Source organism: Nocardia sp. NPDC004278 (assembly GCF_053602975.1).
On sequence record NZ_JBSGEQ010000007.1, the window covers coordinates 258260 to 283150 of the forward strand.

Here is a 24891-nt window from a genome sequence, read left to right on the forward strand (position 1 = left end):
CCCGACCCTGATTGGAGAAAAAGTGAGCACCACGCGCAACGACAACGATTCCTGGGACATCAAGACCAGCGTCGGCGCCACGGCGCTGTTCGTCGCAGCAGCCCGCGGCTTGGCGGCTCGGCACCCGCAGGCACTGGCCGTCGACGAGTTCGCCGAAGTGTTCTGTCGCGCCGCAGGCGACGAATGGGCCGAGCTGTTCACCGCCGACCCGGAACTGACGAAGCAACATCCGCTGCGCTCGGCCGACTTCGGATCGCTGTTTCAAGCTTTCCAAGCCGGACGCACCCGGTACTTCGACGATTATCTGCGCTCCGCCACCGAGGCGGGTGTGCGTCAAGTCGTGGTCCTCGCTGCCGGACTCGACTCCCGCGCGTACCGGCTGCCCTGGCCGGACGGCACGGTCATCTATGAACTCGACCGCCAGCCAGTACTCGAATTCAAACGCGCCGTGCTCGACGACGCCGACGCGACGACAACCGCCGAACGTCACGAAGTCGCCGTCGATCTGCGCGACGACTGGGCAACTGCTTTGCGCGACAACGGCTTCGACCCATCGCTGCCGACCGCATGGCTGGTCGAAGGTCTCGTCATCTACCTCACCCCCGCCGCCCAAGATCAACTGTTCGACACCCTGAACGAACTGTCCGCCCCCGGCAGCTGGCTGGGCATCGAGGAAATGGGCACGATCGAGTCTGGCGTCTTTTCCGCCATGACCACGCCATCCACCGATCCGGACAGCTACGACCGCGGTGCGGGCGCACACTGGGCCGGGCTCATCTACAACGATCGCAAAACCCAAGCGGTGCAATCGTTCACACCGCAGGGCTGGACCGGCGCCGCTATCGGCCTGGTCGACTACCTGCAATCCCACGGCCGCACCGTCCCCGGCGGCGGCGCGGCGGTGGGGCACTTCAACCCGTCCCTGATGAGCCTCGCGACCATGCGGAAGCCGACGTCGGCCAACGCTCGGCCCTGACCGAAACCATCTGGGCTACTGCACTTTCAATGATGGGAGGGCCATAGATGGTGTGGCAGTGGAGTTGTCCGCCGATATCCAAGCGGCGTTCGACGTCGCAGGAGCGCCGACGCTGGATCGCGCTCGTCGTCGTCCTCGTCGCGGGGTTCATGGACCTGCTCGACACCACCATCGTCAACGTCGCGGTACCGAGTATCCAACGTGACCTTCGGGCGCAATATGCACAGCTGGAATGGATCGTCGCGGGATACGTGCTGGCGTTCGCCGTAGTCCTCATCACCAGTGGCCGGCTCGGCGATATCTACGGCCGCCGCCGGTTGTTCCTGATCGGAGTCGCCGGGTTCACCATCGCCTCAGCGCTGTGCGGCATCGCCGGCAGCCCGGGCATACTCATCGTCTCGCGGTTTCTCCAGGGCGGCACCGCCGGACTGATGGTGCCGCAGATCCTCGCATTCATCCACGTCACCTTCCCGCCCAACGAGCGGGGCAGGGTTCTCGGCATCTTCGGCGCCATCGTCGGATCGGCGGCGGTCGTCGGGCCGACCTTCGGTGGTGTCCTCGTCGACTGGAATGCGTTCGGCCTCGACTGGCGGCCGATCTTTCTGGTCAATGTCCCGGTCGGTATCGGCGCTTTCGCCGCGGCCCTGTTCGCAATGCGCGAATCGAAGTCCGCGACCGCTGCGAAGCTCGACCTCGTCGGCGCCGGGCTCGTCACGGCCGCGATCGCGATGCTGGTCTACCCGCTCCTGGAAGGCCGCCGATTCGGGTGGCCGGCATGGACTTTCGCGATGATGGCCGGTGCGGTTGCAGTGCTTGCTGTCCTTGTGGTCTACGAACATCGACGCGCCCGGACGATCGGTTCTCCGCTGATAGTTCTCGGATTGTTTCGGGTGCGATCATTCACGATCGGTTGCGTGCTCTGGCTGATCTTTTGGATCGCGCTCGGCGGATTCTTCCTCGTCTGGACGCTCTACATGCAGCTCGGCCTCGGCTGGTCGCCACTGCGGGCCGGTCTGACCGCTGGCGCCTTCGCCGTCGGCGCTGCCGCGGCGGCGGCCATATCTGTGGAGGTGCTGATACCCCGGTACGGGCGGCAAGTGCTGATGGCCGGAGCACTGCTGAACGCGGCGGGCTTCGCCAGCTGTGTATGGGCCGCCGGGCGGTACGGCCCGGCGATCACGTCGTGGCAGTTGATTGCACCGCTTGCCATTTCGGGGCTCGGCTTCGGCCTGATCGTCTCGCCGACCATCGACTTCGTACTGGCTGCGGTCCCCAAAGACGATGCGGGGTCGGCGTCCGGCCTGCTGAACACCGCTCAGCAACTCGGCGTCGCGCTCGGCGTCGCGCTCGCCGGGGTGATCTTCTTCACCCAGCTCGACAGCGGTTCCGATCGCGGCGTCGATACGGTCATACCCCGGGTCCGCACCGAACTCGCCGTGGCGGGCCTGGATGAGCAGGCGCAGGCGCGGATCATCTCTGGCTTGCGAGTTTGTGTGCAGGACAGATCGGCCAGCACCAACCCCACCGAGACGCCCATGAGCTGCCGGGGCGTCCAGGGCCAGGCCACACAGCCCGGCGGGCGTGATCGGGTCACCGAAATCCTCAGCGAAGCGGGCGAAATGGCCAACGCGGAGAATTTCTCCCGCACGTTCGGGCGCACGCTGTGGTGGGCCGTGGGAATTCTCGCCGCCGTCTTTGCGGGATTGTTCGCGGTCCCTCGACGCGTAGGACAGCACAGTCCGTATCGGCCCGGGTTCGATGCGCACTGTGGCGCCCGTCCAGTCGACCAGAGCATCTGCGGGGCGGCACGCGTCGATGCCTGGTCGGGGCGGATGTCCTCATAGTTTCGTCGGAAGACGGATCGGCTAGGTATCGCTCGGGGGGAGCGGGGTTCGGCGATAGCCGGGGTGGACGCCCGGTTTCAGGTGCTGCTGGTCGGCGATGCGATTGAGCAGGGTTGCCAATTGTTCGTATTCGGCGTCGTTGAGGCTTGCGCAGATATCGGCTTCGTGTGCCTGGCCGAGCTGCCATACCTGGCCCATCAGCTGCTGTGCCTTCGGGGTGAGGTGCAGTTCGTGATTGCGGCGGTCGGTGGCGCCGCGGCGGCGTTCTACCAGGCCCTTGCGGTCGAGGTGGTCGATCAGGGTGACGACGCGGCTCGGGACGACGCCGAGTTCGGCGGACAGTGACCGCTGACTGCGTCCGGGCTGGGTGGCGATCATGCGCAGCAGTCCGACATCGGGCGGGGACAGGTCCAGATCGCTGATGAGTTCGGCGAATCGCTGTGCCGCGTGCGCGCCCAACTGTGTGAGCAGGTAGGTCACTGCCCGTGTGCGTGGCGGGTGCTGCGCATCCCCTTGCTCGGCTTCGCTCACCACGCTATCGTACACAGCGCAGCATCGTTCACTATGGTGAACGATTCACCTAAGAGAATTGAGTTGATCGTGCATGCCGAGCTGATCGAGAAGCTGATCCGGTTCCAGCGGCCCGAGCGGGCGTTGCCGTATGTGAACGGGCTCGACGACATCCGCACCGCGGGCCTGTTCGGCCTGGATCCGGCCGAGTACAAGCGACTGTGCGCCGGATTCGACGAACAGACCCGAGCTGCGGCCACCGAACTCCTGGCCGATGCCGAAGTGGTCGATGCGGTGGACCGGCTCCCATTCGAGCCGGGGCAGCACGTCGTCGCCATCGGGGAGAGCACGACGGCGGATCGGCTGTCCTGGTTCGAGATACTGCGGGCGCTGCTCGCCATCCGCCGTCCGGAGGACGGCATCCGACTCAGCAATCTGGCCGTATCCGGTTGCACCACCACACAGGCGCTCACCGGACTGGCCATGCTGGTCGGTCAGCGACCCGACTGGGTGCTGTGCCAACTCGGCGCGAACGATGCCCAGCGTCTCGGCGGGCTCGACGGACCCCGGCTGGTGAGCATGTCGGAAACGACCCGCAACCTGCTACTACTGCGCGAATCGACGGTGCGTGCCACCGGTGCGCGCTGGTTGTGGCTCACACCGGCCGCGGTGGACGAGGGCAGGTCGGCCGCGTTCCCGCACTTTCAGCGGGCCGGAATCGGTTGGCGCACTTCCGATATGGCCGAGGCCGCCCAGACGCTCATCGATCAGCCGGAACCGACCGTGGATGTGTTCGCGATAACCGCTCCCGCCTCGGGCTTCGACGGGCACCTCGATGACGGTGTCCACCTGACCATCTCCGGCCAACAGGAGATCGGTGCGGCGGTCGTCGTCACGCTGGCCCAGCTGTCCTGAACCGATATCCCGGCATCGCATCACACTAGAAAAGGTCAAGCATGCGCGTCACCACATTCATCCTCACCTGCACACTCGCCGCCGTCACTGCCGTGGGCACCGCCACCGCCCAAACCCCGGAAGAGATCGATGGCGTTGCCTTCACCGCACGCGCGGTCGACGGCGCCAGTGTGATCGACATCGACTCGGGAACACTGACATCGGACAACGATGTCTTCGAGATCAGAGCCGCCGACGGTACGGTGGTCGCCGCGATGCCCTTGCGGCTGCGGCTCGACGATTTCGAATTCCCCATCGCGGCAGCGATTTCCGAGCACAGCGCGACCCTGGTACCGCAATTCGATATGGCGCGCGCGGTCTATCGGCCGGTGGCGCTGCCCTTCGAGGATCAGGCGCCGTTTCGATCGGAATACGAGCGCGAGGTCGCGGCGTGGAATCGGATGAGCAGCACCATCGCCATGGGGGCCCTTGTCGGCACGGTGGTCGGTGGCCTCGGCGGCGCGGCCGTGGGCTGTGTGCTCGGCGGGGCGGCCGGTGCGGCGGCCGCCAGCGCCACCATTATCGGGCTCTTCGGTCCGATCCTGCCCGCCGCCGCGGTCGGCTGTGTCGGTGGCGTCATCGCGGTCGGGGCGCTCGGCACCATCGCGGGTCAGCTCTTGGTCACCGCCCCGGTGATCGTCGCGGCCGCGATCCAGTACTTCACCACGATCAGTTCCCCACTCCCGGGGCGATGATCGGGTATCGGGGGTTCAGAACTCGACGCTCCCGCGGCCGCACCGTCACCTCGTGGAGGCAACCCGGGGCAAATTGCCAGCACCGACCAGCGCACGGAAAGGGTGGTGGTGAGGTGGCCGAATGCCGTTGTAGCGCTATCATTTACGCATTCGCGTTGCCCGCACCGGTCGAACGAGGCCGGGGCGGGGGACATCCCATATCGCCAGCGTATTTCCGCCGGACGGCAGGAAAGGCTTGTTACGATGATCGACGGTATCGAGGGAGGTGCGGTGTCGGACGTCAAGCGGGTACCGGCGGGCGTCGATCCATCGAAGCCGAACTCGGCTCGGGTGTACAACTACCTGCTGGGCGGCAAGGACAATTATGAGGTGGACCAGATGCTGGCCCACCGCATGTTGCAGATAGCACCGGATACCAAAACGCTGGCCTGGCTGGTCCGCAAGTTCATGCTCCAGGGCGCGCAGCTGGCGGCCGAGGCGGGCGTGCGTCAGTTCATCGATATCGGTGCCGGGATTCCGGCCTCACCCAGCCTGCACGAGGCGGTGCAGGCGATCGATGCGTCGTCGAAGGTGGTGGCCGTCGACTACGACGCGGTCGTGTTCGCGCACAACAACGCGCTGCTGGCCCAGCTGCCCGGGGTAACTCCGATGCTGGCCGATATGCGCCGCCCGGACGACATCATCAAGCGGGTGCAATCCGAGGCGCAGATAGATTTCTCGCAACCGGTCGCCATCGTGCTGGTCGGCGTGCTGCATTACATCATGGACGACGAAAATCCGGCCGAGATCATCGCACGTTTCCACGAGACACTGGCGCCGGGCAGCTATTTCATCTTCACCCACGGGTCCGATGAAAGCGATCCGGATTTCATCGCGCAGTCGACCGCGCAAGCCGCCGGTAGCACGGCTCAGGTCCATTACCGGTCGCGGGCCGAAGTGTCCAAGTACTTCGATGGTTTCGAAATGCTCGGGCCCGGCCTGGCACCGGTACAGGAGTGGCTCGACGGTGATACGCCAAAAACCGGGTTGGTGCTCATCGGCGGCGTCGGCCGCAAGAAGTAGTCCGGATTTTCCAGGGCCGCAACGGTATTCGGGGCGGCCCGGTCACTCCGCCCCGGCGATGGCATCGGCGCGTGCCACCATCGCGTCGGCGGTCTCCCGAGGTCTGCGGCCGAGTCCGCAGGCACTGGCGACGCCGTCGACCGGTCGGCCGAGTGCACTTTCTATCATGTGCAGCGTCTGCACCTGCTGCGCTTCGGTCGGAATATCGTGCACCAGACCGGCATAGAAGGCGGTGCCATCGCCCAGCCGCAGATCTTGCAGCGGCGCATAGAATTCCGGAAGTGTCGAAGGCGGCACATCACCCGCGGCGAGCGGTCCGTGCACGAACTCCAGCGCGCGTCCCGACGGCCATTGCCGCGCAATGGAATTGGCCAGATCGACCAGCGGCCGAGTATCGTGCATACTGGCGCGGGATCTATTGTTCATGCTGCCGAGGCACAGGTGTACCCCGAATCGGGTGCCCGCCGGTGCCGCGGCGGCCAGCGCGGCAATGCCACGGCCGAGTCCGAGCGCCGCCTCGAACTGGCGGTGTACCGGTTGCGTTTTCGCCAGCAGCACCAGTTCGGCGGTCGCCTCCAATTGAATGACGACGTCGTCGCCGACCAGTTCGCGGATCGCCGCGATATCGCGCACGGTGGCGTCGGTGAATGCCTGCTTATGTGATCGCAGGCCGGTCGGACCGAGGGCGATGAACGTCAGTGTGAAATCGGTCGGCATGCCCATTTGCAGTGAGAGGCCGGGCAGATCGCGTGCCTCGCGCAACTTCTGGAAGACCGGCAGTGCCTCCCGCGTCTCGCGGAGATAGCCGAGATCCATCATGTCGCCGGTGAATTCGGCGCCGTGGGCGACGCGGTGGATGGTGCGTTCCTGGCTGGTACGCCAGCTGCCGGGCTTGCGCACCTCCAATGCGCCCTGGGACACCAGATCCGTGATGATCGGCTGGACATAGAACTCGTAGCGGCTGGTCTCGCCGGTCGGCAGCGTACGGAGCCGGGCTCCCGCTCCGTCCAACATCGCCCGCATCGCATCGTCGGTACTCTCAGCCGGGTAGCTTCCAACAAAATGCACAGCTCGCGCGCTCACCTCCGGATTGTAGATCGCAAACGTCCCGCATTCGGTCTTACGTCCGGCATGTCCGTTGCGTCGGATCTGTCGCCGACGTCGGATCCTGCCGTTTCGCAGCAAACGAATCGCCTTGCGCGGTATCGGGATTCGCTAGAAAGTGGCGCAAGGATGGCACTGTCTTCTCGATTGCCGGCTGAGACACCGTGGATGATCCGGCCAACGCCATGCGCCGCCGATAGCGAATACGGCATGCCAGCCTGGTCGAGCTCGAGTGCCGCACGGGTAGGCGGGGCGATCGGTACTGATCTTGTACCGCAATGGAATCGGGGGTGCCGCCCGCCATTTTCCATGATGCGTGCAGCAATTCTTGCGCGGCGGCGAGCTCGCGCTATAGCCTGCCTCACTGGACGGCTGATCAGCATGCCAGGCCGGCGATTTTCACATATCACCAAAGGGGGCGCGTCCCGTGCGAAGCTCGGTTCGGTCCATTGCCGCATTCGCGGCCGCAGCACTGCTCTGCCTCGCGCCGGGGGTAGCCGATGCCGACGATACCGCGGCGCCGGACGGTTGCCAGGCGGTCTCGTTCCCGGTGCCACAGGGCAATCTGGCCGGCACGCTGTGCCTGCCGCAACAGCCGACCGATGTCGTCATGGTGCTGATGTCGGGCTCCAACTACAACGCCACCTATTGGGACTTCGCCTACCAGCCGGAGACCTACAGCTTCCGGCGGGCAATGAACCGTGCCGGTTTCGCGACGCTGACCATGGACCGGCTCGGCAATGGCGATAGCAGCCACCCCCCGGCCATGACGCTGACCGCCACCGCCACTGCGGACGCCCTGCACGAAATAGTCCAGTCGCTGCGGCGCGGGTTCGCTGGCGCGCAGCCCTTCGGCAAGGTCGTCACCGTGGGTCACTCGCTGACCTCGGGTACCTCCGTCATCGAGGCGACCGCGCACAACGATGTCGACGGCGTATTGCTCACCGGCTATTCGCACACCCTCAATATGGCCGAGGTGCTCGGCGTTATCGCCACCTACTACCAGGCCATCCACGATCCCGTATTCGCCGGTCGCGGACTGGATTCGGGCTATCTCACGACCAGGCCCGGCACCCGGGCCAAGGACTTCTTCGGCCCGGATGCCGACCCGAAGGTGGTCGAGCTGGACGAGAAGACCAAGGAGGTCTTCTCGCTCTCCGAATATCCGGACGGCCTGACCTCCACGCTGCCGGGGATGTCCAGCCTCATCAAGGCGCCCGTAATGATCGCCAATGGCAGTGTGGACCGGTTGTCCTGCGGCCCTGCGTATTCGATCTGCCGGGACGCCACCACCCTGCTGGCCGCGGAGACCCCGTTCTTCGCCCCGGCGGCGAAGCTGCACACCTTCGTGCTGCCCGGCAGCGGACATTCGGTGAATCTCGCACCGAATACCACTGCCTACCAGCGTGCTGTTGTCGACTGGATGAATACGACCGTCAAGTGATGGTCGGCCCGAGTCGGGTTGTCAGGCAGCGATTTTCGCGCGATATGGCTGCGGCGCCGCGACCACGCGCACTGCGCTGATCGGCCGTTTGCGCAGTCCCATGGCGGCGGCGGCCAGCGCGGCGCCGAATGCGGAGAACGCGCCGAGCGTCGCGCCGAGGTCGATTCCGGCACTGGCGATTCGATGTTCACCCATCCCGAGGTTCGAACTCATGTCATTGCCGAAGAGCCAGCTGAAAAGTCCGGCATGAGCGGCGGATTCGGTGAGTCCGCGCAGTTCCGGCGCCTTGCTGTTGAGGTACAGCAGGGTGATGAGTACGAAGATCGCGGCCGCGCCGCTGGTGACCATGACCAGGCGGGACAGCGCCTGGCTACGCACCCGGAAATACAGCACGACCGAGAAGACCGTGCCAGCGACCGCCATGGTGGTGAGGACGGCCCAGGCGCCGCTGATGCTCACCATGTCCCGCCCGTCCGATTGCCAACTGCTGCTGGTGAAGCCGTCGATGCGGCCGAAGGCATTGGCGCTGACCGTGCCGTTCGGTCCGGTTGCCGAAACCCAGGGCTGGAACAGTAGTAGGAAGGTCAGCAGACTCAGGCCCGCTGCGCACAGGTAGCCCCAGTCGGATCGTAGATCAAAACGTTGCGCGGTCAGTTCGCGAATGCGGTAGCGACTGTTCTCGGACCGGCCGAGCTGAACTTCATTGACTTGCCAAGGCGTTGCGTATGCCATTTCTAACCACACCTGCTGCGCCACTTCCTGATCGAGGGAGCGGGCACTGCGGGGCATGTCCTCCTGCGGGACCGAATAAAAGGAATTGGTCAGGACGACATCGTCCTGTTAACAGGAAGTTACGTTATGCCCCAACGCTCCGAAGGGGCAACGTGATCCCATGCACAGACAACGGCGCGAACTCGGCATCAAAAGCCCCGGTCCGAGCGCCGAACGGCCGCGTGGTTCCGGTGAATCCCGCTCTCTCGTAGGCGTTTTCGTGGTGGTTGCGCGACCTCGCAAACCGAGCCGATGCGGCGCTGGTCAGTACGGCATCGGCGCACCGGTTGTGACCCGATCAACAGCTCCGGCAAGGGATTCCGCTACTGACTACTGGGTAGTAACTGGAATCGGCCCTCGAGTCCGTCCAATAGCGATTCGAGACCGACCTCGAATGCGACCTGATCGATGCGCTGCTGTCGGTCGGCGAGTAGGTGCGCCTCGTTCAGGTGTGGATATTCGTCGGCGTAGACCTCGGCATCGGCGGGGAAGCCGGCGGCAAATGAGCCGAGAGATGAGCCGGTGAGGAAGTAGCGCATCAGCGTGCCGACGGTTGTCGCCTCCCGGCGCGGCCAGTTCGCCGCAACCAGGCCGCCGAAGACGGCATCGGCCATGCGCAGCGCGTTGGGTCGATGGCCGGGTCCGCTCGCCAATGCCGGAACGATGTGCGGATGCGCGGCGACGGCGGTCCGATACGAATGGGCCCAGCGTCGCAATGCCGATCGCCAGTCCGGATTGTCGGCCGACAGCTCGCCGAACATCGACGTGTCCACCTCGCCGAGCACGGAATCGACCACGGCGTCGATGAGTTCGTCCTTGGTGCCGACATGGTTGTACAGCGAGGGGCCCTGTACGCCGAGTTCGGCGGCGAGGCGGCGGGTCGAGAGGGCCGCCAGACCTTCCGCGTCGACAAGGGCCAGCGCGGTCTCGACGATGCGCTCGTGGCTGAGCAGTGGTCGGCGGGGTCGGGCCATGTATCGCATTCTTGCAGGAGCTGTTCGAAAAACTTGCGCTGCTAGTTTTGGTGCCTTATTGTCGGGTTTAAACTTGCGCTGCTAGTTTTTGGAGAGCGATGACGAGATTCACCGGGCGAGCGTTATGAACGCGACCCTGTCCCTGGCGAGCATCCTGTCCGAACAGGCGCGAAGGCGACCGGAGCGGATCGCACTGATCGAGGGCGCGGAGCGGATCACCTTCGCCGAGCTCTGGGAACGGGCGCGGCGTCAGGCCGCCGCCCTGATCGAGCTCGGTGTGCGCCCCGGCGACCGAGTGGCGCTCATGTGCCCCAATACCGCCGAATTTCCGGCCGCCTACTATGCGATTCTCGCCGCCGGGGCGGTGGTGGTTCCGGTGCATCTGCTGCTGACGGCGGGTGAGGTCGAACATGTGCTGCGCGACAGCGATGCTCGCCTGCTGGTGTGTCATCCATGGTTCGCGCAGGTGGGCGCGACGGCCGCCGCGGCGGCGCAGATACCCGATGTCGAACCGAATTCCCTTGCCGGACAACCCATTGCGACCTTCGTAACGCGGCGGCCCGAGGATCCGGCGGTGGTGTTCTATACGAGTGGGACGACCGGTCGGCCGAAGGGCGCCGAGCTCAGTCACCTGAATATGGTGATGAACGCGACGGTGAATGCCTTCGACGCCAACGATGTGCGTAGCGATGATGTCGCGCTCGGCGCGCTACCGCTGTTCCACGTCTTCGGTCAGTCGGTCTCGATGAACGCCACCTGGCGTGCCGGAGCGACCCTCGTGCTGCTGCCCCGATTCGATGCGGCCGAGGCCATTCGGCTGATGAAAGCCAAGGGCGTCAATACATTTCACGGCGTGCCGACGATGTATGTCGGTCTGATCGCCGCGGCGCGCGAGTCGGCGGAACCGCCGCGACTGCGACTGTGCATCTCGGGTGGCGCATCGCTGCCGCAGCCGGTGCTGGAGGCGTTCGAGGAGGTCTTCGGTGCGCCGGTCCTGGAAGGTTACGGGTTGTCGGAGACCTCCCCGACAGCGGCGGTGAACCAGCCCGATTTCGGGGCGCGGCCGGGTACGGTCGGACATTCGATCTGGGGTGTCGAGGTGGAGATCGCCGATCCGTCCGAATCGCAACGGATTGCACTGCTGCCCACCGGTGCACTCGGCGAGGTGGTCATTCGCGGCCACAACGTCTTCAACGGATATCTCGGGAAGCCGGAGATCACGGCCGCCGCCGTGGTCGACGGCTGGTTTCGCACCGGTGACCTGGGGGTCAAGGATGTCGACGGATATCTCACGATCGTCGACCGGATCAAGGACATGATCATCCGCGGCGGGTTCAATGTGTACCCGACCGAGGTCGAAGAGGCGCTACTGCGTCATCCCGATATTGCCGCGGTCGCGGTCATCGGTCTGCCGGACGACGCCTACGGCGAAGAGGTCTGCGCGGTCGTCGTACCAGCCGGGCCGGTGACCGCCGAAGCGGTGATCGCCTACGGGCGTGCGCATCTGGCCAAGCACAAGTATCCGCGGCGCGTCGAATTCGTCAGCGAACTTCCGCTCGGTCCCAGCCATAAGGTCCTCAAGCGCGAGCTCGTGCGGCAGTTCAGCTGACGATCGTCGCGCGCTCCACGCCCAACAGCTGTGCGGTGCGCCGCGGTCGCATTGCACGCACTCGACCTGGATTCCGCGCCGAATCCTGGCGTTGGCTCGACACCGCCTCGAGGGCATCGAAAAGGATCCCGAGGTGTGACGTTGCCGCGCAGCACCTTTCACAGGCGGGTGGCACGGCATCTGCCGCGCCACCCCTGCGTCGGGCGAATCAAGTTGTGGGCTAGAGCTTTCCGCCGCCACCAGGTTCGCCTGGCCGCGGTCCAGTGCCGATCGCGCCAACAATCCCGGGCGACTATGCGGCCCAGCTGTGTGGGACCACGAAGGCGGGGCGGCGTTCGGGGCGTAGCCACTGCACCGATGCCGGGCCGGGCGCGGGGGTGGGGCCGGCTCCGGCGATGACGGCGAGCAGGACGGTGGTGAGCGCGGCGAGTTCTTCGTCGGTCGGGTTGCCGCGCTCGATTTTCAGGAAGGTGGTCATCCGGGCTGCTCCTACTGGGGTGGATTGCCGTGCTTGCGCATCGGGAGATCGGCATGCTTGCTGCCGAGCATGGCCAGTGCGGCGATCAATGCGGGGCGGGTATCGGCGGGGTCGATGACGTCGTCGACGAGACCGCGTTCGGCCGCGTAGTACGGGTGGATCAGTTCGGTGCGGTATTCCTTGATCTTCTGGCGGCGGGCGGCGTCGGGATCGTCGGCGGCGGCGATCTCGCGCCGGAAGATGACATTCGCCGCGCCCTCGGCGCCCATGACCGCGATCTCATTGGTCGGCCAGGCCAGGGCCAGGTCGGCGCCGATCGAGCGCGAGTCCATGACGATGTACGCGCCGCCGTACGCCTTGCGAAGCACGACCGAGATCCGCGCAACGGTGGCGTTGCAGTAGGCGTACAACAATTTCGCGCCGTGTCGGATGATGCCCTCGTGTTCCTGTGCGACGCCGGGCAGGAAGCCGGGCACATCCACCAGCGTCACGATCGGGATATTGAACGCATCGCACAGCTGCACGAAGCGCGCCGCCTTCTCCGATGCTTCGATATCGAGCACACCGGCCAGGACGCTGGGTTGGTTGGCGACGATCCCGACCACTCGACCGCCCAAACGCGCCAGCGCGCACACGATATTGGCCGCCCAGTGCTCGTGCACCTCGAACAGCACGCCGTCATCGACGATTTCCTCGATCACCGCGCGCATGTCGTAGGGCCGGTTGCTATCGGTCGGCACCAGGTCGTAGAGCGATTCGCTGCGCCGGTCGGCCGGATCCTTACTGGCTTGCACCGGTGGCTGTTCGCGATTGTTCGATGGCAGCAGCGATAGCAGGAACCGCACGTCGTTCAGGCAGTTCGCCTCGTCGTCGTACAGGAAATGCGCGACCCCGGAGGTCTGCGCGTGCACATCGGCACCGCCGAGATCCTCCATGGTGATGGTCTCGCCGGTCACCGCGGTCACCACCTCGGGTCCGGTGATGAACATCTGGGCGGTGCCGCGCACCATGAAGACGAAATCGGTCAGCGCCGGACTGTAGGCGGCACCGCCCGCGCACGGTCCGAGCATCACACTGATCTGCGGGATGATGCCGGACGCGCGAGTATTGCGCCGAAAGATACCGCCGTATCCGGCCAGCGCGGTCACCCCCTCCTGAATCCGCGCGCCCGCACCGTCATTGAGGCTGACCAGGGGCGCGCCCGCCGTGACCGCCAGATCCATCACCTTGTGGATCTTGTGCGCGTGCGCCTCGCCGAGGGATCCGCCGAAGATCCGGAAGTCGTGCGCGTAGACGAAGACGCGGCGCCCCTCCACGGTGCCCCACCCCGTGACGACGCCGTCCCCCGGCGGGTGCTTGCGATCCATGCCGAAGCCGGTGGCCCGGTGCGTGCGCAGGCCCTCGATTTCGACGAAGGAATTCGGATCGAGCAGGGTCTCGATCCGCTCATAGGCGGTCTGTTTACCGCGTGCGTGCTGGCGTTCGGTCGCCGCCGGATCGGATCCGATCACGGCGGCGCGTTTGCGTTCGGCGAGTTCTTCGACGTGACCGCGCATCGAATTGATGCTCGGCGCCCGGGTGCCGACAGGGTCGGCGTCCGGTGCGTCGGCGGCGTTCGGTGGTTCGCTGATCATCAACTGCTCTCGCCTTGTTTGTGCGGCTTCTGCATAGTTGATCGCGATCCGGCGTCGAAACGTTTTCGCACACCGATCGCACTGAGCTCAAAACTCAGTGCGGAGCCAGGCTCACCAGCGCGAGTGCGATCAGACGGGGCATGACCGTCGCGCCCTCGACCGTCCGCGGCTCGTGCAGATGTTCGGCGGGGGTGAGGTGCACCTGGCCGTGCCGCATGGCCCAGGTCAGCGGGGCGATCTCGCGGACAGCCTGGGATGAGGATGCGGTCGCGTTGTGCGTCGGCGACGAGTTCGCAGAAGTACGCGGCGCAGTCGTCGGCCGTGTCCAGCACCTGGCTAGCGGCCTGAATTTGGTAGTCGCCGAATTCGAGCCGGTTATCGGCGATTACGGGGTTCGAATGGAATGCGATCTGTCACCGTGGCCGCGGCGTGCGTGGTCGTTGCGCGGTCCGACGGGGGCGCCTCGCTGCTTCCTTCCGGACCTCATCGATCTGGTCCCTGGGAACGAATCCGATGATGTCTTCTCGTGAAGTAATTGTCAGTTTCTGAAAGATCGCGGCCATTTGCGCGTCGATGGTCCGGCCGGAATTGCCTCGACGGGCCGCGATCGCGCTGTTCGTCCATCCCGCAGCGGCCAAGGTCGCGACCTGCTCCTCGGCTGCCGACAGTTCGCCCCAGCGTGCTGGGGTGTTCTTCCGGGCGGGATGATCCACCGCCAGCCTGCCGATGGACAGCGTCCCCAGCGCCAAACGCTGCACCTCGCGCAGGTCGGGACGCAGCAGGGAGCCCTGCCTATAGGCGGCGGCGAACGCCTCGGGCGCCAACACGCTGCGGGCGACGTCGATCGCCTTTTTCGTTTCATCGGCGTAGAGCCCCAGATCGCCGAAATAGATACCCGACCCCGCTCGCAGCGTGGTGACCCCGCCGGCGAGTTGAGCGGTCTCGGTGGCCAATGCCCTGAGTTCGGCATGGTCGGTGCCACCGGCCGCGATCGAATTCGTAATCGACTGTGCCAGTGACCATATCCGGATGAACACAGCCAACGCCGCCCCCCAGTGGTCGCTCGCGGCTTGCTGGTGTGCCAGTGTTGCGCGCCCGAGAGCCAATGCCTCGGTGGGATCACCGTGTTTGGTCAACGCGATCGCCCACGTCATCTCTGCCCAGGAGATCGTCCACCGGTCTCCGGACGCGGTGGCATGATCGAGACCACGTCGGTTGATCTCCAGGGCCTGCTGAGCCGATCCTACGAAGCTCGCCGCCAATGCCTCGTGCCACTCGCTCCTCGCCTCGCCACCGAGATCGCCCAGGGCATGGAACTTTTCGCGGGCCCGGGCCAATACCGTGATAGCGCTCGGGTCTCGGTGGGCCGCCATCAGTTCCACCCCCCACAAGACTTCGACATGCGCGGGGAGACCGATGTCGGCTTCCGGGGCCTGCCGCCAATTCTGTCGGATCTCCGGGTCATCGATGCAGGCGGCGACGCACTCCTCGAGCATTCGTTCGGCGTCGTCGTTTCTGCCCTGGAGCAAGGCGAGCCACCCGCTCAGGGCCATCGCCATGATTTGGAGTTCGGTCGGTTCCGGGGTCAGCGTGCGGGTGGCCCGCAGCATGCGTTCGGACCACCGGCGTATTTCTCGGGGTGAACCTTTGTAGATGGGCAGGGCGATCAGACCCGTGCAGATTTCCAAACCGAGTGTCGGCTCGCCGGAGGCGAGGCTGGTCTCGATCGCGGTCACAATGTTGTCCCACGCCGCGCGCGCCCAGGCCAGCAGATCCCGATCCGCGGGACTGAACCAATTGAGTTGCGCCGCAACGACTTTGTTCCGATAGTAGCGGAGATGTCGCTGTGCGAGCCGCGCCGGTTCGTCCACCTCGTCGGTCGAGCGTTCTTCCAGCCGCTGCTGGGCGAATACTCGAATGCTTTCCAGCAGTGAGTACCGCACCGCGGTCGGCGTGATGTGCCGGGTTACCAGCGACTGGTCGGCGAGACTCTCGAGCAAGCCCTCGACCTCCTCGGTTGCCACGCTCACTATGGTCTCGCCGTTTCCACCGTCGTGTCCGGGTGCCGGATCGTCGGCGCAGACCACTTCGATGGCTTCCAGATCGGCACCGACATCCCGGGCCGAGATGATGTCGTCCTCGGGGTTGGTGTCGTAACCCGCCGCGAAGACCGACATTCGGTCCAGCAGCAGCCGCTTCTTGTCCTGGGCCAGGTCGTAGGACCAGGCGATGACATCACGAACCCCCTGATGCCGCGCCTCGGCCCCCATCCGAGGCCCATGCGCCCACCGCATCCGTCTGTCGGTCGCCTCACCGCTCAGTTCGGAAAGGACGACAGCCAACGGCCGCCGTGACAGCTGCGCCGCCGCCAACCGGATATACAGCGGATGGTTGTGCACATGACGACAAATCAGGCCGGCCGCAGCCAGCTGATCGGCGTCGGTGTCGATGATCGGATGATCGGTGAGTACGGCGCGCTGCCGGAACAGCGTCAGAGCTTGCTGTTGTGTCAGCGGGGGGACCACGACGAGATGTTCGTCGACCCACCCGATCGCCTCGCGGCTGGTCGCCAGGACGGTCAATCCCGGAACCGCCTCCAGCAACTCCGTGATCAACTGTCCGGCGCCCGCGAGGACGTGCTCGCAATTGTCCATCACCAGCACCGTCTGCAGATTTCGTCCCACCGCGTCGGTCCTGGTCAACGTGTCGATCAGCGCATCCCACCCAGATCGTCCGGAGAAGTCGGCACCGACCACCGATTGCGCGGCCTCGTCCAGGACCGCGGCCGCATCCGAGTTCTTGGCCAGCCGCGCCAGCCGCACCCAATACACCGGCGTGGGCCCGGCCTTGCCGAATCGGCGCAGGACCTCGGTCGCGAGTCGTGTTTTCCCAATTCCGCCCGAGCCGATCAACGTGACCAGCCGAGCCGAACCCAGCAGCAAGCTGCTGATCTTGCCCAGCTCCGGATCACGACCAACGAAATCACCCGTTGCCGCCACCAGATCCTCGGCGTGTTCTCGGCGCGTCGCCGACATAATGCCGAGCGTAGTCGCCCGAACACGCAGCTGGTCGCCCGATCACCGCAGATAGCCGCGGAGCTGGGCATCAGCGATCAGGCTGGCACACCGCTCGATGATCGGGCTCGGGGGTGTTGCTGATGGTTCACGCCCATAGTCTGCGACACGGCAGGGGCGGCCAACTGTCGCTGAGGTTGGAGTCGATCGTGACGGTCGCCCCCACCTTGTGCGCGGCAGCGGCGAACCGGTCGGCCACCGCCCGGATGTCCTGGAAGTCCAACTCCAACGCCGGACACACGAACCGAACCCGAATGTGGCACAGGTCCCACTGCCAGGAGCCCATCCCGTTCATCGACATGTCATTTCCAGTCGCGTCCGCTGGCCGGGCAGCCCGACCCGAGTCGGCGCGGATCGGACATCTCGTACTCGGTGGCCGGCCACTACCCCGAGCACGTGTCATGGTGATGGTCACTGTGTTGGCGTCGATCCTTCCGGCCATGAAACCCACAACCTGTTGATAAGCAATGCTCGGCGATTAGGCGCGACGCCACGCATCAGCAGATACCTACGGATCTACCTATAGCGGCTACCTAGACAGGGGGCTGGCGACGCTCACGACGGCATGATCGATTAGAAGAGCTGTGGTCCCGGGGCCGGGACGCCTGGGAGGAAGCTCGAGATGACCAGGCGTGACTACGAGTACGACCCGAACGCACCCGAGCCGAACAGTTTGGTTCCCGCTGCCTCCGTGGTCGTCGTGAACGATTCGGGGCAGGTTCTATTACAGCGCCGGGTCGATAACGGGATGTGGGCTCTGCCCTGATTCGCCGACTACCCGCGATAGCGTTATCTCTCAAGCGTTTTCAATACGGCTGCCGAGTCGCGGGTCGACGATCAGCACGTCGCTGCATCGGCGTAGGGCGTCCAGGACCAGGTGTACGGCGGCGCGTGGGGGCGCGCCGCGGCGGATGACGGCGGTGATCGTGCGGGTTACGGGGGTGGCGAGTTCCCGGGTGGTGAGGCGATAGCGTGGGTCGACGGCCAGGCCGGGCAGTAGGGCGATCGAGAGTCCGGCTTCGACATGTTGCAGCGTCATCATGTAGTTGCTGAAGCGGCAGACCACGCGCGGTTCGAAACCGGATTCGCGGCAGAGCCGCGTCGCCAGATTCGCCATATAGGACTTCGGCATATCGAAGGCCCACGGCTCGTCGGCGTAGGCGGCGAGGTCGGCGGGTCCGCGGGCGGACCGGCCGGGTGGCAGCACGAGCACGATCGGGTCGGTGGCCAGCGGCACGATATCGACATCCGCGCCGAGCGGATGTTCGACGAAATCGGTTGTCGTAATGATGATGTCGGCATCACCGACCCGCAGCGCGGGCATGCTCGCATGCGGTTCCAGCTCGACCAGTTCGATGTCGAGGTGCGGATGCGTATGTGCCAGCTGTGTCACCGCGGGCACACACAGCGAGTGGATGGCGCTCTGGAACGCGCCGAGCCGGACCTGTCCGACCGGTTCGTCACCGAGGCTGCGCAGTTCGGCCTCGACGCCGTCCATTTGATCGAGGATCGCCCTGGCGCGGCGGGCCAGCATCAGCCCGGCGGGGGTGAGCCGGACCCGGCGACCCGTGCGCTCCAGCAGCCGGGTCTTGGTTTCGGCCTCGAGCACGGCGAGTTGCTGCGACACGCTGGACGCGCTGAGGTTGGCCGCCTGCGCGACCGCGCGGACGGTGCCGAGGGAGTCGAGTTGGCTGAGCAGCCGCAGCCGCCAGGGGTTCAGCATGCCCTCATTCTTGTGCGGCTCAGCCGAACAGTACAGCCGGAATTGTGAGATGGACATGACGCTCGGACCGGCCCTACCGTCACAGATATGGCTGCTCCCACCACCGCATCACTGTCCACCGACGACTTCTGGGCCGACGCCGACCGGCATCTCGTGCGCTACGCGGGTGCGGGCGAGTTCACCCGCGAGATCATCGCCCGCGCCGAGGGCAGCTTCCTGTACACCGAAAGCGGCAGGGAGATACTGGATTTCACCTCGGGTCAGATGAGTGCGATTCTCGGACACGGACATCCGGATATCGTCGCCACCGTGCGCCGCCAGATCGGTGAGCTGGACCATCTGTTCAGCGGCATGCTGAGCCGCCCGGTCGTCGACCTCGCCCGCCGCCTGGCCGAGACCCTGCCCGAACCGCTCGCGAAGGTGCTGCTGCTGACCACCGGGGCCGAGTCGAATGAGGCCGCGATCCGAATGGCCAAGCTGGTCACCGGAAAACACGAGATCGTCTCGTTCGCCCGCTCCTGGCACGGTATGACGCAGGCGGCCGCGAGTGCCACCTACAGTGCGGGCCGCAAGGGCTATGGCCCCGCCGCGCCGGGCAATTTCGCCATCCCGGTACCCAATTCCTATCGCCCCGACTTCACCACCGCCGATGGCGAACTCGACTGGCGTCGCCAACTCGATTTCGCCTTCGACCTGATCGATGCCCAGTCGGTCGGCAGCCTGGCCGCCTGCCTGGTCGAGCCGATCCTCAGCTCCGGCGGTGTCGTCGAACCGCCGCCGGGCTACTTCGCCGCGCTGCGGGACAAGTGTCGCGAACGCGGCATGCTGCTCATCCTCGATGAGGCACAGACCGGCCTGTGCCGTACCGGATCCTGGTACGCCTTCGAGCGCGACGGCGTCGTGCCCGACATCCTCACCCTGTCCAAGACGCTCGGCGCCGGGCTGCCGCTCGCGGCGGTGATCACCAGCGCCGAGATCGAGCAGCGGGCACATGAGCGTGGCTTCCTGTTCTTCACCACCCACGTATCGGACCCGCTGGTCGCCGCGGTCGGCAATACGGTGCTGGATGTGCTCATTCGTGACGGTCTCGCCGAGCGTGCCGCCGCGCTCGGCGCCTACCTGCGCGGTGGTCTCGAGCGAATCGGCGAGCGGCACAGCGTCGTTGGCGATATCAGGGGCCGTGGTCTACTCGTCGGACTGGAACTCGTTCTCGATCGCGAAACCAAGGAGGGCTCCGATGAACTCGGCGCGCTCGTCACCCGCCGCTGCCTGGAACTCGGCCTGCATATGAATATCGTCCAGCTCCCCGGCATGGGCGGCGTCTTCCGCATCGCCCCGCCGCTGACCGCCACCGAAGACGAACTCGCCCTCGGACTGTCCATCCTGGACGCGGCGATCGGCGACGTCGTCGCGCGGGGCTGATGCCGGATCAGCTGCCGTTGACGCTGGTGGTGAGCCGGACCACGACCTTGTCGCTGGTGACCTCCGGCACCGTCACGCTGAGACCGTCGGCGGGTTGGGTCTGCCCGGCCGGGATGCTGACCTCCTGGCCGCCCACCTTCAGCGTGACCGTATTGCCGTTCACCGCAACGAGTTCGGCATCGATGCCGAGCACATTGGCCTTGGCATTGACGCCGCGGGTGAAGGTGACCGTACAACCGCTGACCTCGCACTCGGACTTATAGCCGGGCCCCGAGGATGAGCACGCCGTCGCGGCGAGCGGTGTGAGCAGGGCGAACGTGGACAGGGCGAGCATCCGTTGCACAGGCATGCGGCCCAGTGTAGGGGCCGTCACATCGGCCGCACGTCGCTCGCGGTCCGTGGGATGGCGCGAATCATGGCGCGGACTATCGTGGAGACGTGGGCGTTATCGGTGAACTGTTCCCGGGTCAGAAGCTGACCGACGAGGGGAGCGAGGACAGCGATGGTCAGACGCACCGGCCACGCGTCGAGATCGATCTCGACGCGGGTGTCGTGCGCCTCGGGCCCATCGCGCCCTCGACCACGGACGAACCGAGTGAATAGCGCTGTCCCGCAGCTCAATTGCGCGCAGGCAGCGCACATCCGTCCGGACCGCAGACCTCGGCCCCGCCGATCGTCGCGATAACGGGTTCGCGATCCGCCCAGGCCTTGTCCAGAACTTGGGCGAACACCTCGGACGGCTGGGCACCCGAGACGCCGTATTTGCGATCGAAGACGAAGAACGGAACGCCGGTCGCCCCGAGTTGGGCGGCCTCTCGCTCGTCGGCGCGCACCGCATCGGCGTAGGCATTTGGATCGGCGAGCACGGCACGCACCGCCGACTCGTCGAACCTGGCCGCGACGGCGATCCGCACCAGTCGCTCGTGATCGGCGAACAGTGACTGCTCTTCGGCGAAATTCGCACGGTAGAGGGCATCGAGCAGGTCGTCCTGCCTGCCCTCGGCCAGCGCGAAGTGCAGTAGCCGGTGCATATCGAAGGAGTTGCCGTAGTCGCGACCTTCGGTCAGATAGGGCAGTCCGATTTCGGCGGCTTGCGCGCCGATGCCGCGCTCATTGGCCGCCGCCTGCGCCTCGCTGATGCCGTATTTGCGGGCGATCTTCGCGATGACCGGACCGGATTCATCGGTGGGCAGGGTCGGATCCAATTCGAACGAGCGGTGCACCACCTCGACCTCGGAGCGGTGCGGGAAATCGGTCAAAGCCTGCTCGAACCGCTGCTTGCCCAGGTAGCAGAATGGGCAGTTGATATCGGTCCAGATCTCGACCCGCACGGTCATCCTCGCTCTCGTTCGAACCCCCGGGTTTGGCAACACCTCGGCTATTGCATCTGTTCCCAGTCAGCGGGTCATCGGCGCCAACGATCGCATCGATAACTCCGGTGCCGTAGTCGAACGGCGGCGTCACCACCGACCGAGGTTCCCACTGGAGGTGAGTTCGCGCCGAGTCCCAACGATCTTCGACACCTAAGCTGAGCTCATGGAGCAGCCGAACTCCTCCAGAGCCATCGCATCTCGACGCGCAGCCGCTCTGGTGAGACCGACGCAAGGCCGCGCCGCGGAGCTGATCGAGCTCCGGGCGCAGCTCGGACCGCTTCGATGTTATTGGGGCTACATAGTCGCCGCGATCGGCAGCACGGTGACCCTCATCCTGCTGTTCCAGTCGTGGATCACCGCACAGGGGCCCGACGGCACGGTCGCCGCCAATGCCTTCGGCCGACTCGAAATAACCAGCAACTACCTGAACATCTGGTCGCAAGCGAAGCCCAAAACCCCGCCGCTCACCGGCCTCTGGGCCATCCTCGCCGGCGCCGCCATCATCATCGCGCTCTGCGCCATCGTGCTGAACATCCGCCTTCGCAACGAGATTCTCGCCCGCCTGACCACGTTTTCACTGGCGTGTGCCGCGCTTTTCGTGATCCTCTGTTTGATCTATCTCAATGGCAAAGGCGCCGAACTCAAGGCCATGACCGGTCGGACCTATGACCTGGGTGGCAGCGTCGGACAGATATTGAACTGGGCTACCGGTAGAGGCAAACTCGTCGTCCCGGGCACCGGTACCTCCAACTACACATCCGCCGGACTCACGCACTGGGGATATCTCGCGGTAGTGACCTCGCTCGTTTCGACTATGGCGGCCGTCGCCCAATGGCTGCTCATGCGTCGCGCGGCCGACAATCCGGTCCGTCTGTCGTTGCGTATGCCCATTGTCATTTCGCGGGCGCCATCGGACCGTGACATCACCACGTGACGCAATTCGCTACCTGGTGAATGCCTTCCGCAGCGCCGTCGCGGCATCGAGTCGTGCTCGCTTGCTGGCGTCGAAGGGGTGCCGGACGAATTCGTGGATCATCCCCGGATAACGGGTGACGGTGACCGCGACCCCGGCCTCGTCGAGCTGCTGACCGTACTGTTCGCCCTCATCGCGCAGCGCGTCGTATTCGGCGGTGATGATGAGCGCCGCGGGGAGGTCGGCCAGGTCGGTGGCCAGCAGCGGGGAGACCTTCGGGTCGAGTTTCTCCGCATCGCTGTTGAGGTAGCTGTCCATGAACCAGAACTGGGCATCGCGACTGATATTGCCGTACTTGCCCGCGTACTCGCGGATGCTGAAATTCGTTCTGCGGAAATCGAGATCGGGATAGATCAGCAGTTGGAAGACCAGTGCCGGACCGCTGTCGCGTGCCATCCGCGCGACGACGGCCGCCAGATTTCCCCCGGCGCTATCGCCGCCGACGGCGATCCGGGTGGCATCGACGCCGATGCTGGCCGCGTGTTCGGCGACCCACTGGGTCGCGCCGAAGCAGGCGTCGGGTGCCGCGGGAAACTTGTGTTCCGGCGCCCGCGGATAGTCGACGGAGACCACGACGCATTCGGCGCCATTGGCCAGACTGCGGCACAGGCCGTCGTGGGTGTCCAGATCGCCGAGCATGAAGCCGCCGCCGTGGAAGAACACCAATGCCGGGAAGGGGCCTTCGCCGTTCGGGGTGTAGATGCGGATCGGTATCGGTCCGTTCGCGCTCGGGATCGTCCGGTCCTCGACCTGGGCAATGGGCTCCGGTTCGCCGAGTAGGGCGATCTGGCGCCGCCACCCTTCGCGCGCCTGCTCCGGGGTGAAGGTGTGCACCGAGCCGAAATCGGCGCGGGCGAGTCGGTCCAAGTAGGCCTGAACCTGGGGGTCCAAGGCGATCTGGTCTTCTTTTGTTTCGTTCATGCGTCTATCGTCTGACTTGAAGTCCGCTTCAAGTCAAGGAGTAGCTGTGATGGAGCTCGATATCGGGGAAGTGGCCGCGCGGTCCGGGCTGGCGGCGTCGGCGCTGCGGTACTACGAGAAGCGCGGTCTCATCGAATCCGCGGGCCGAAACGGTTTGCGGCGCACCTACCGTCCAGAGGTGCTCGACCGGTTGACGCTCGTATCCTGTGCTCGCGCAGCGGGTTTCACGCTCGCGCAGATCGCACGATTTCTCGTTGCCACGCCCGCGGACACCGAGCTGCGCGGCTATATGGCTGCGAAGGCCATGGAGCTGGATGCCGATATCGCCCGCCTCACCCGCATGCGCGACAGCCTCCGCCATGCCGCCACCTGCACGCATCGACCGTTGGTCGAGTGTCCCGACTTCAAGCAGACCTTCGGCGACACCCGATCCGAACCGGCCCTGGCCGGCCGCGGGGGCGGGTCGTAACCGATACGCCGAGCGCGCGTATGTGCGGCGATACGATGTCGCCGACGATCCGCCTGTCGCGCGAGCCGCGCGAAAGCCGTACTTCACCAAGCACTTTCGGCATTCTCGTTGGTGAGAACAGGGTCCGGCGAGTGGTACTCGCCGGACCCTGTTTCGGCGCGACGTCAGGTGGCGCCGACCCCTCCGCGGCGCCAACCGCCGTTACGCGGCCGGTGTGGTCGGTACCGCGATGCGGCAGTTGGCTCCGGACTGGCGCCGGTCGCGTTCGAGGATGCGGGCGTGCAGCAGGACGACCGCCTGGGCCAGTTCGAGGCCGAGATCGGCGGCGCGCATGGCCGCGATTTCCATGGCCAGCAGGTAATCCTCGGGATCCGGATCGCTCAGGGTCTCGTCGAGCACCATGCCGGTGATGGCCTGCGCACGGGTGAGCAGTCGGCCCGGCAGCCAGCTGAGGATCCAGCCGTCGCCGGTGTAGCGGGCGGTCTCGGGGGTGATGTCACTGGTGATCAACCAGTCGGTCGGTTCGAGCGTCATGACCCCTCCCTTGGTCGATCGAAACCACCTGTCCCGGAAGAGGTTCCGAATCAGAGGTGGCGCTGACAACAATGCTATGGATCGCCACTTCGGGATGTCAACTAAGCATAGATGCTATCCAATGATATCTTTCAATCAATATTGCTTAGATTCAAGCAGATTGGGTGAAATGTGTCCGAGTTATGTTGTTTGAGAGCGAGGTTGAGTGACGTAATGCCATTGCGGATGAAATTGCACCGGCGATACTGAGGCTGCCATGCGCAATATCCGTCCGTGCGTACGGTTTCCAGCGACCGCTCAGGAAACATCCATTGTTCGAATCGGCGTCCGGCTTCGTAACGTGACTA

Annotated in this window: 26 protein-coding genes; 12 read left to right on the forward strand and 14 right to left on the reverse strand. The window is 65.4% G+C overall.

Translation table 11 applies throughout. From position 1 onward, the window contains the following. Window positions 1–22: 22 nt before the first annotated feature. Window positions 23–976, forward strand: coding sequence for an SAM-dependent methyltransferase (locus ACWEO2_RS13870; protein ID WP_452405615.1), 954 nt, complete (start codon window positions 23–25; stop codon window positions 974–976). Between the two features lie 47 nt (window positions 977–1023). Continuing rightward, window positions 1024–2820, forward strand: coding sequence for an MFS transporter (locus tag ACWEO2_RS13875; protein ID WP_452405616.1), 1797 nt, complete (start codon window positions 1024–1026; stop codon window positions 2818–2820). A gap of 21 nt (window positions 2821–2841) precedes the next feature. Here ACWEO2_RS13875 and ACWEO2_RS13880 read toward each other — a convergent pair whose 3' ends face one another. Continuing rightward, the gene (locus ACWEO2_RS13880) at window positions 2842–3351 is read right to left on the reverse strand and encodes a MarR family winged helix-turn-helix transcriptional regulator (protein WP_452405617.1); all 510 of its coding nucleotides are present in this window, start codon (window positions 3349–3351) and stop codon (window positions 2842–2844) included. Window positions 3352–3420: 69 nt separating this feature from the next. Here ACWEO2_RS13880 and ACWEO2_RS13885 point away from each other — a divergent pair, with 69 nt between their 5' ends. The 3 genes from ACWEO2_RS13885 (at window position 3421) to ACWEO2_RS13895 (ending at window position 6041) form a co-directional block, all read left to right on the forward strand. Beyond that, window positions 3421–4245, forward strand: a complete 825-nt coding sequence (locus tag ACWEO2_RS13885) for an SGNH/GDSL hydrolase family protein (protein WP_452405699.1) — start codon at window positions 3421–3423, stop codon at window positions 4243–4245. Between the two features lie 41 nt (window positions 4246–4286). Then, window positions 4287–4979, forward strand: a complete 693-nt coding sequence (locus ACWEO2_RS13890; RefSeq protein ID WP_452405618.1) for a hypothetical protein — start codon at window positions 4287–4289, stop codon at window positions 4977–4979. Window positions 4980–5222: 243 nt separating this feature from the next. Further along, the gene (locus ACWEO2_RS13895) at window positions 5223–6041 is read left to right on the forward strand and encodes an SAM-dependent methyltransferase (RefSeq protein ID WP_452405619.1); all 819 of its coding nucleotides are present in this window, start codon (window positions 5223–5225) and stop codon (window positions 6039–6041) included. Between the two features lie 42 nt (window positions 6042–6083). On the opposite strand, the gene ACWEO2_RS13900 is transcribed toward ACWEO2_RS13895, so the two are convergent. Further along, the gene (locus ACWEO2_RS13900) at window positions 6084–7064 is read right to left on the reverse strand and encodes a hypothetical protein (RefSeq protein WP_452405620.1); all 981 of its coding nucleotides are present in this window, start codon (window positions 7062–7064) and stop codon (window positions 6084–6086) included. Between the two features lie 508 nt (window positions 7065–7572). Here ACWEO2_RS13900 and ACWEO2_RS13905 point away from each other — a divergent pair. Next, entirely contained in the window at window positions 7573–8589 is a 1017-nt protein-coding gene (locus ACWEO2_RS13905; RefSeq protein WP_452405621.1) for an alpha/beta hydrolase, read from the forward strand. A gap of 21 nt (window positions 8590–8610) precedes the next feature. Here ACWEO2_RS13905 and ACWEO2_RS13910 read toward each other — a convergent pair whose 3' ends face one another. Continuing rightward, window positions 8611–9321 (reverse strand): hypothetical protein, encoded by a 711-nt coding sequence (locus ACWEO2_RS13910; RefSeq protein ID WP_452405622.1) that lies wholly within the window; start codon window positions 9319–9321, stop codon window positions 8611–8613. A gap of 362 nt (window positions 9322–9683) precedes the next feature. Further along, complete coding sequence (locus tag ACWEO2_RS13915; protein WP_452405623.1) at window positions 9684–10334, reverse strand: TetR/AcrR family transcriptional regulator; 651 nt, start codon at window positions 10332–10334, stop codon at window positions 9684–9686. 124 nt (window positions 10335–10458) lie between these two features. Here ACWEO2_RS13915 and ACWEO2_RS13920 point away from each other — a divergent pair, with 124 nt between their 5' ends. Then, window positions 10459–11943: a long-chain-fatty-acid--CoA ligase gene (locus ACWEO2_RS13920; protein WP_452405624.1), complete on the forward strand. Its 1485-nt coding sequence runs from the start codon at window positions 10459–10461 to the stop codon at window positions 11941–11943. A gap of 292 nt (window positions 11944–12235) precedes the next feature. Here ACWEO2_RS13920 and ACWEO2_RS13925 read toward each other — a convergent pair whose 3' ends face one another. The 5 genes from ACWEO2_RS13925 to ACWEO2_RS13945 all read right to left on the reverse strand — a co-directional run bounded on the left by ACWEO2_RS13925 (window position 12236) and on the right by ACWEO2_RS13945 (window position 17430). Beyond that, entirely contained in the window at window positions 12236–12421 is a 186-nt protein-coding gene (locus ACWEO2_RS13925; RefSeq protein WP_452405625.1) for an acyl-CoA carboxylase subunit epsilon, read from the reverse strand. Window positions 12422–12432: 11 nt separating this feature from the next. Further along, a complete protein-coding gene (locus ACWEO2_RS13930; RefSeq protein WP_452405626.1) occupies window positions 12433–14055 on the reverse strand; it encodes an acyl-CoA carboxylase subunit beta in 1623 nt (540 codons plus the stop codon). Window positions 14056–14149: 94 nt separating this feature from the next. Next, complete coding sequence (locus tag ACWEO2_RS13935; protein ID WP_452405627.1) at window positions 14150–14272, reverse strand: hypothetical protein; 123 nt, start codon at window positions 14270–14272, stop codon at window positions 14150–14152. A 196-nt stretch (window positions 14273–14468) separates the two neighbouring features. Beyond that, window positions 14469–17090: an ATP-binding protein gene (locus tag ACWEO2_RS13940; protein WP_452405628.1), complete on the reverse strand. Its 2622-nt coding sequence runs from the start codon at window positions 17088–17090 to the stop codon at window positions 14469–14471. 127 nt (window positions 17091–17217) lie between these two features. After that, complete coding sequence (locus ACWEO2_RS13945) at window positions 17218–17430, reverse strand: hypothetical protein (protein WP_355176704.1); 213 nt, start codon at window positions 17428–17430, stop codon at window positions 17218–17220. A gap of 321 nt (window positions 17431–17751) precedes the next feature. Between ACWEO2_RS13945 and ACWEO2_RS13950 the strand changes: the two genes are divergently transcribed. Further along, entirely contained in the window at window positions 17752–17895 is a 144-nt protein-coding gene (locus ACWEO2_RS13950) for a hypothetical protein (RefSeq protein ID WP_452405629.1), read from the forward strand. A 30-nt stretch (window positions 17896–17925) separates the two neighbouring features. Here the strand turns inward: ACWEO2_RS13950 and ACWEO2_RS13955 are convergent, their stop codons facing one another. Then, complete coding sequence (locus ACWEO2_RS13955) at window positions 17926–18852, reverse strand: LysR family transcriptional regulator (protein WP_452405630.1); 927 nt, start codon at window positions 18850–18852, stop codon at window positions 17926–17928. 87 nt (window positions 18853–18939) lie between these two features. Between ACWEO2_RS13955 and ACWEO2_RS13960 the strand changes: the two genes are divergently transcribed. After that, a complete protein-coding gene (locus ACWEO2_RS13960; protein ID WP_452405631.1) occupies window positions 18940–20274 on the forward strand; it encodes an aspartate aminotransferase family protein in 1335 nt (444 codons plus the stop codon). Window positions 20275–20281: 7 nt separating this feature from the next. Here the strand turns inward: ACWEO2_RS13960 and ACWEO2_RS13965 are convergent, their stop codons facing one another. After that, entirely contained in the window at window positions 20282–20623 is a 342-nt protein-coding gene (locus ACWEO2_RS13965; protein WP_452405632.1) for a hypothetical protein, read from the reverse strand. 89 nt (window positions 20624–20712) lie between these two features. Between ACWEO2_RS13965 and ACWEO2_RS13970 the strand changes: the two genes are divergently transcribed. Beyond that, entirely contained in the window at window positions 20713–20877 is a 165-nt protein-coding gene (locus tag ACWEO2_RS13970) for a hypothetical protein (protein ID WP_354951459.1), read from the forward strand. Window positions 20878–20891: 14 nt separating this feature from the next. On the opposite strand, the gene ACWEO2_RS13975 is transcribed toward ACWEO2_RS13970, so the two are convergent. Next, a complete protein-coding gene (locus tag ACWEO2_RS13975; protein ID WP_452405633.1) occupies window positions 20892–21611 on the reverse strand; it encodes a DsbA family oxidoreductase in 720 nt (239 codons plus the stop codon). A gap of 253 nt (window positions 21612–21864) precedes the next feature. Between ACWEO2_RS13975 and ACWEO2_RS13980 the strand changes: the two genes are divergently transcribed. Beyond that, a complete protein-coding gene (locus ACWEO2_RS13980) occupies window positions 21865–22581 on the forward strand; it encodes a hypothetical protein (RefSeq protein ID WP_452405634.1) in 717 nt (238 codons plus the stop codon). A 9-nt stretch (window positions 22582–22590) separates the two neighbouring features. Here the strand turns inward: ACWEO2_RS13980 and ACWEO2_RS13985 are convergent, their stop codons facing one another. Next, window positions 22591–23541 (reverse strand): alpha/beta hydrolase, encoded by a 951-nt coding sequence (locus ACWEO2_RS13985; RefSeq protein ID WP_452405635.1) that lies wholly within the window; start codon window positions 23539–23541, stop codon window positions 22591–22593. A gap of 49 nt (window positions 23542–23590) precedes the next feature. On the opposite strand from ACWEO2_RS13985, the gene ACWEO2_RS13990 reads away from it, so the two are divergent. Next, entirely contained in the window at window positions 23591–24010 is a 420-nt protein-coding gene (locus ACWEO2_RS13990; RefSeq protein ID WP_452405636.1) for a MerR family transcriptional regulator, read from the forward strand. A 201-nt stretch (window positions 24011–24211) separates the two neighbouring features. Here the strand turns inward: ACWEO2_RS13990 and ACWEO2_RS13995 are convergent, their stop codons facing one another. After that, entirely contained in the window at window positions 24212–24544 is a 333-nt protein-coding gene (locus ACWEO2_RS13995) for a hypothetical protein (protein ID WP_452405637.1), read from the reverse strand. Window positions 24545–24891 lie beyond the last annotated feature (347 nt).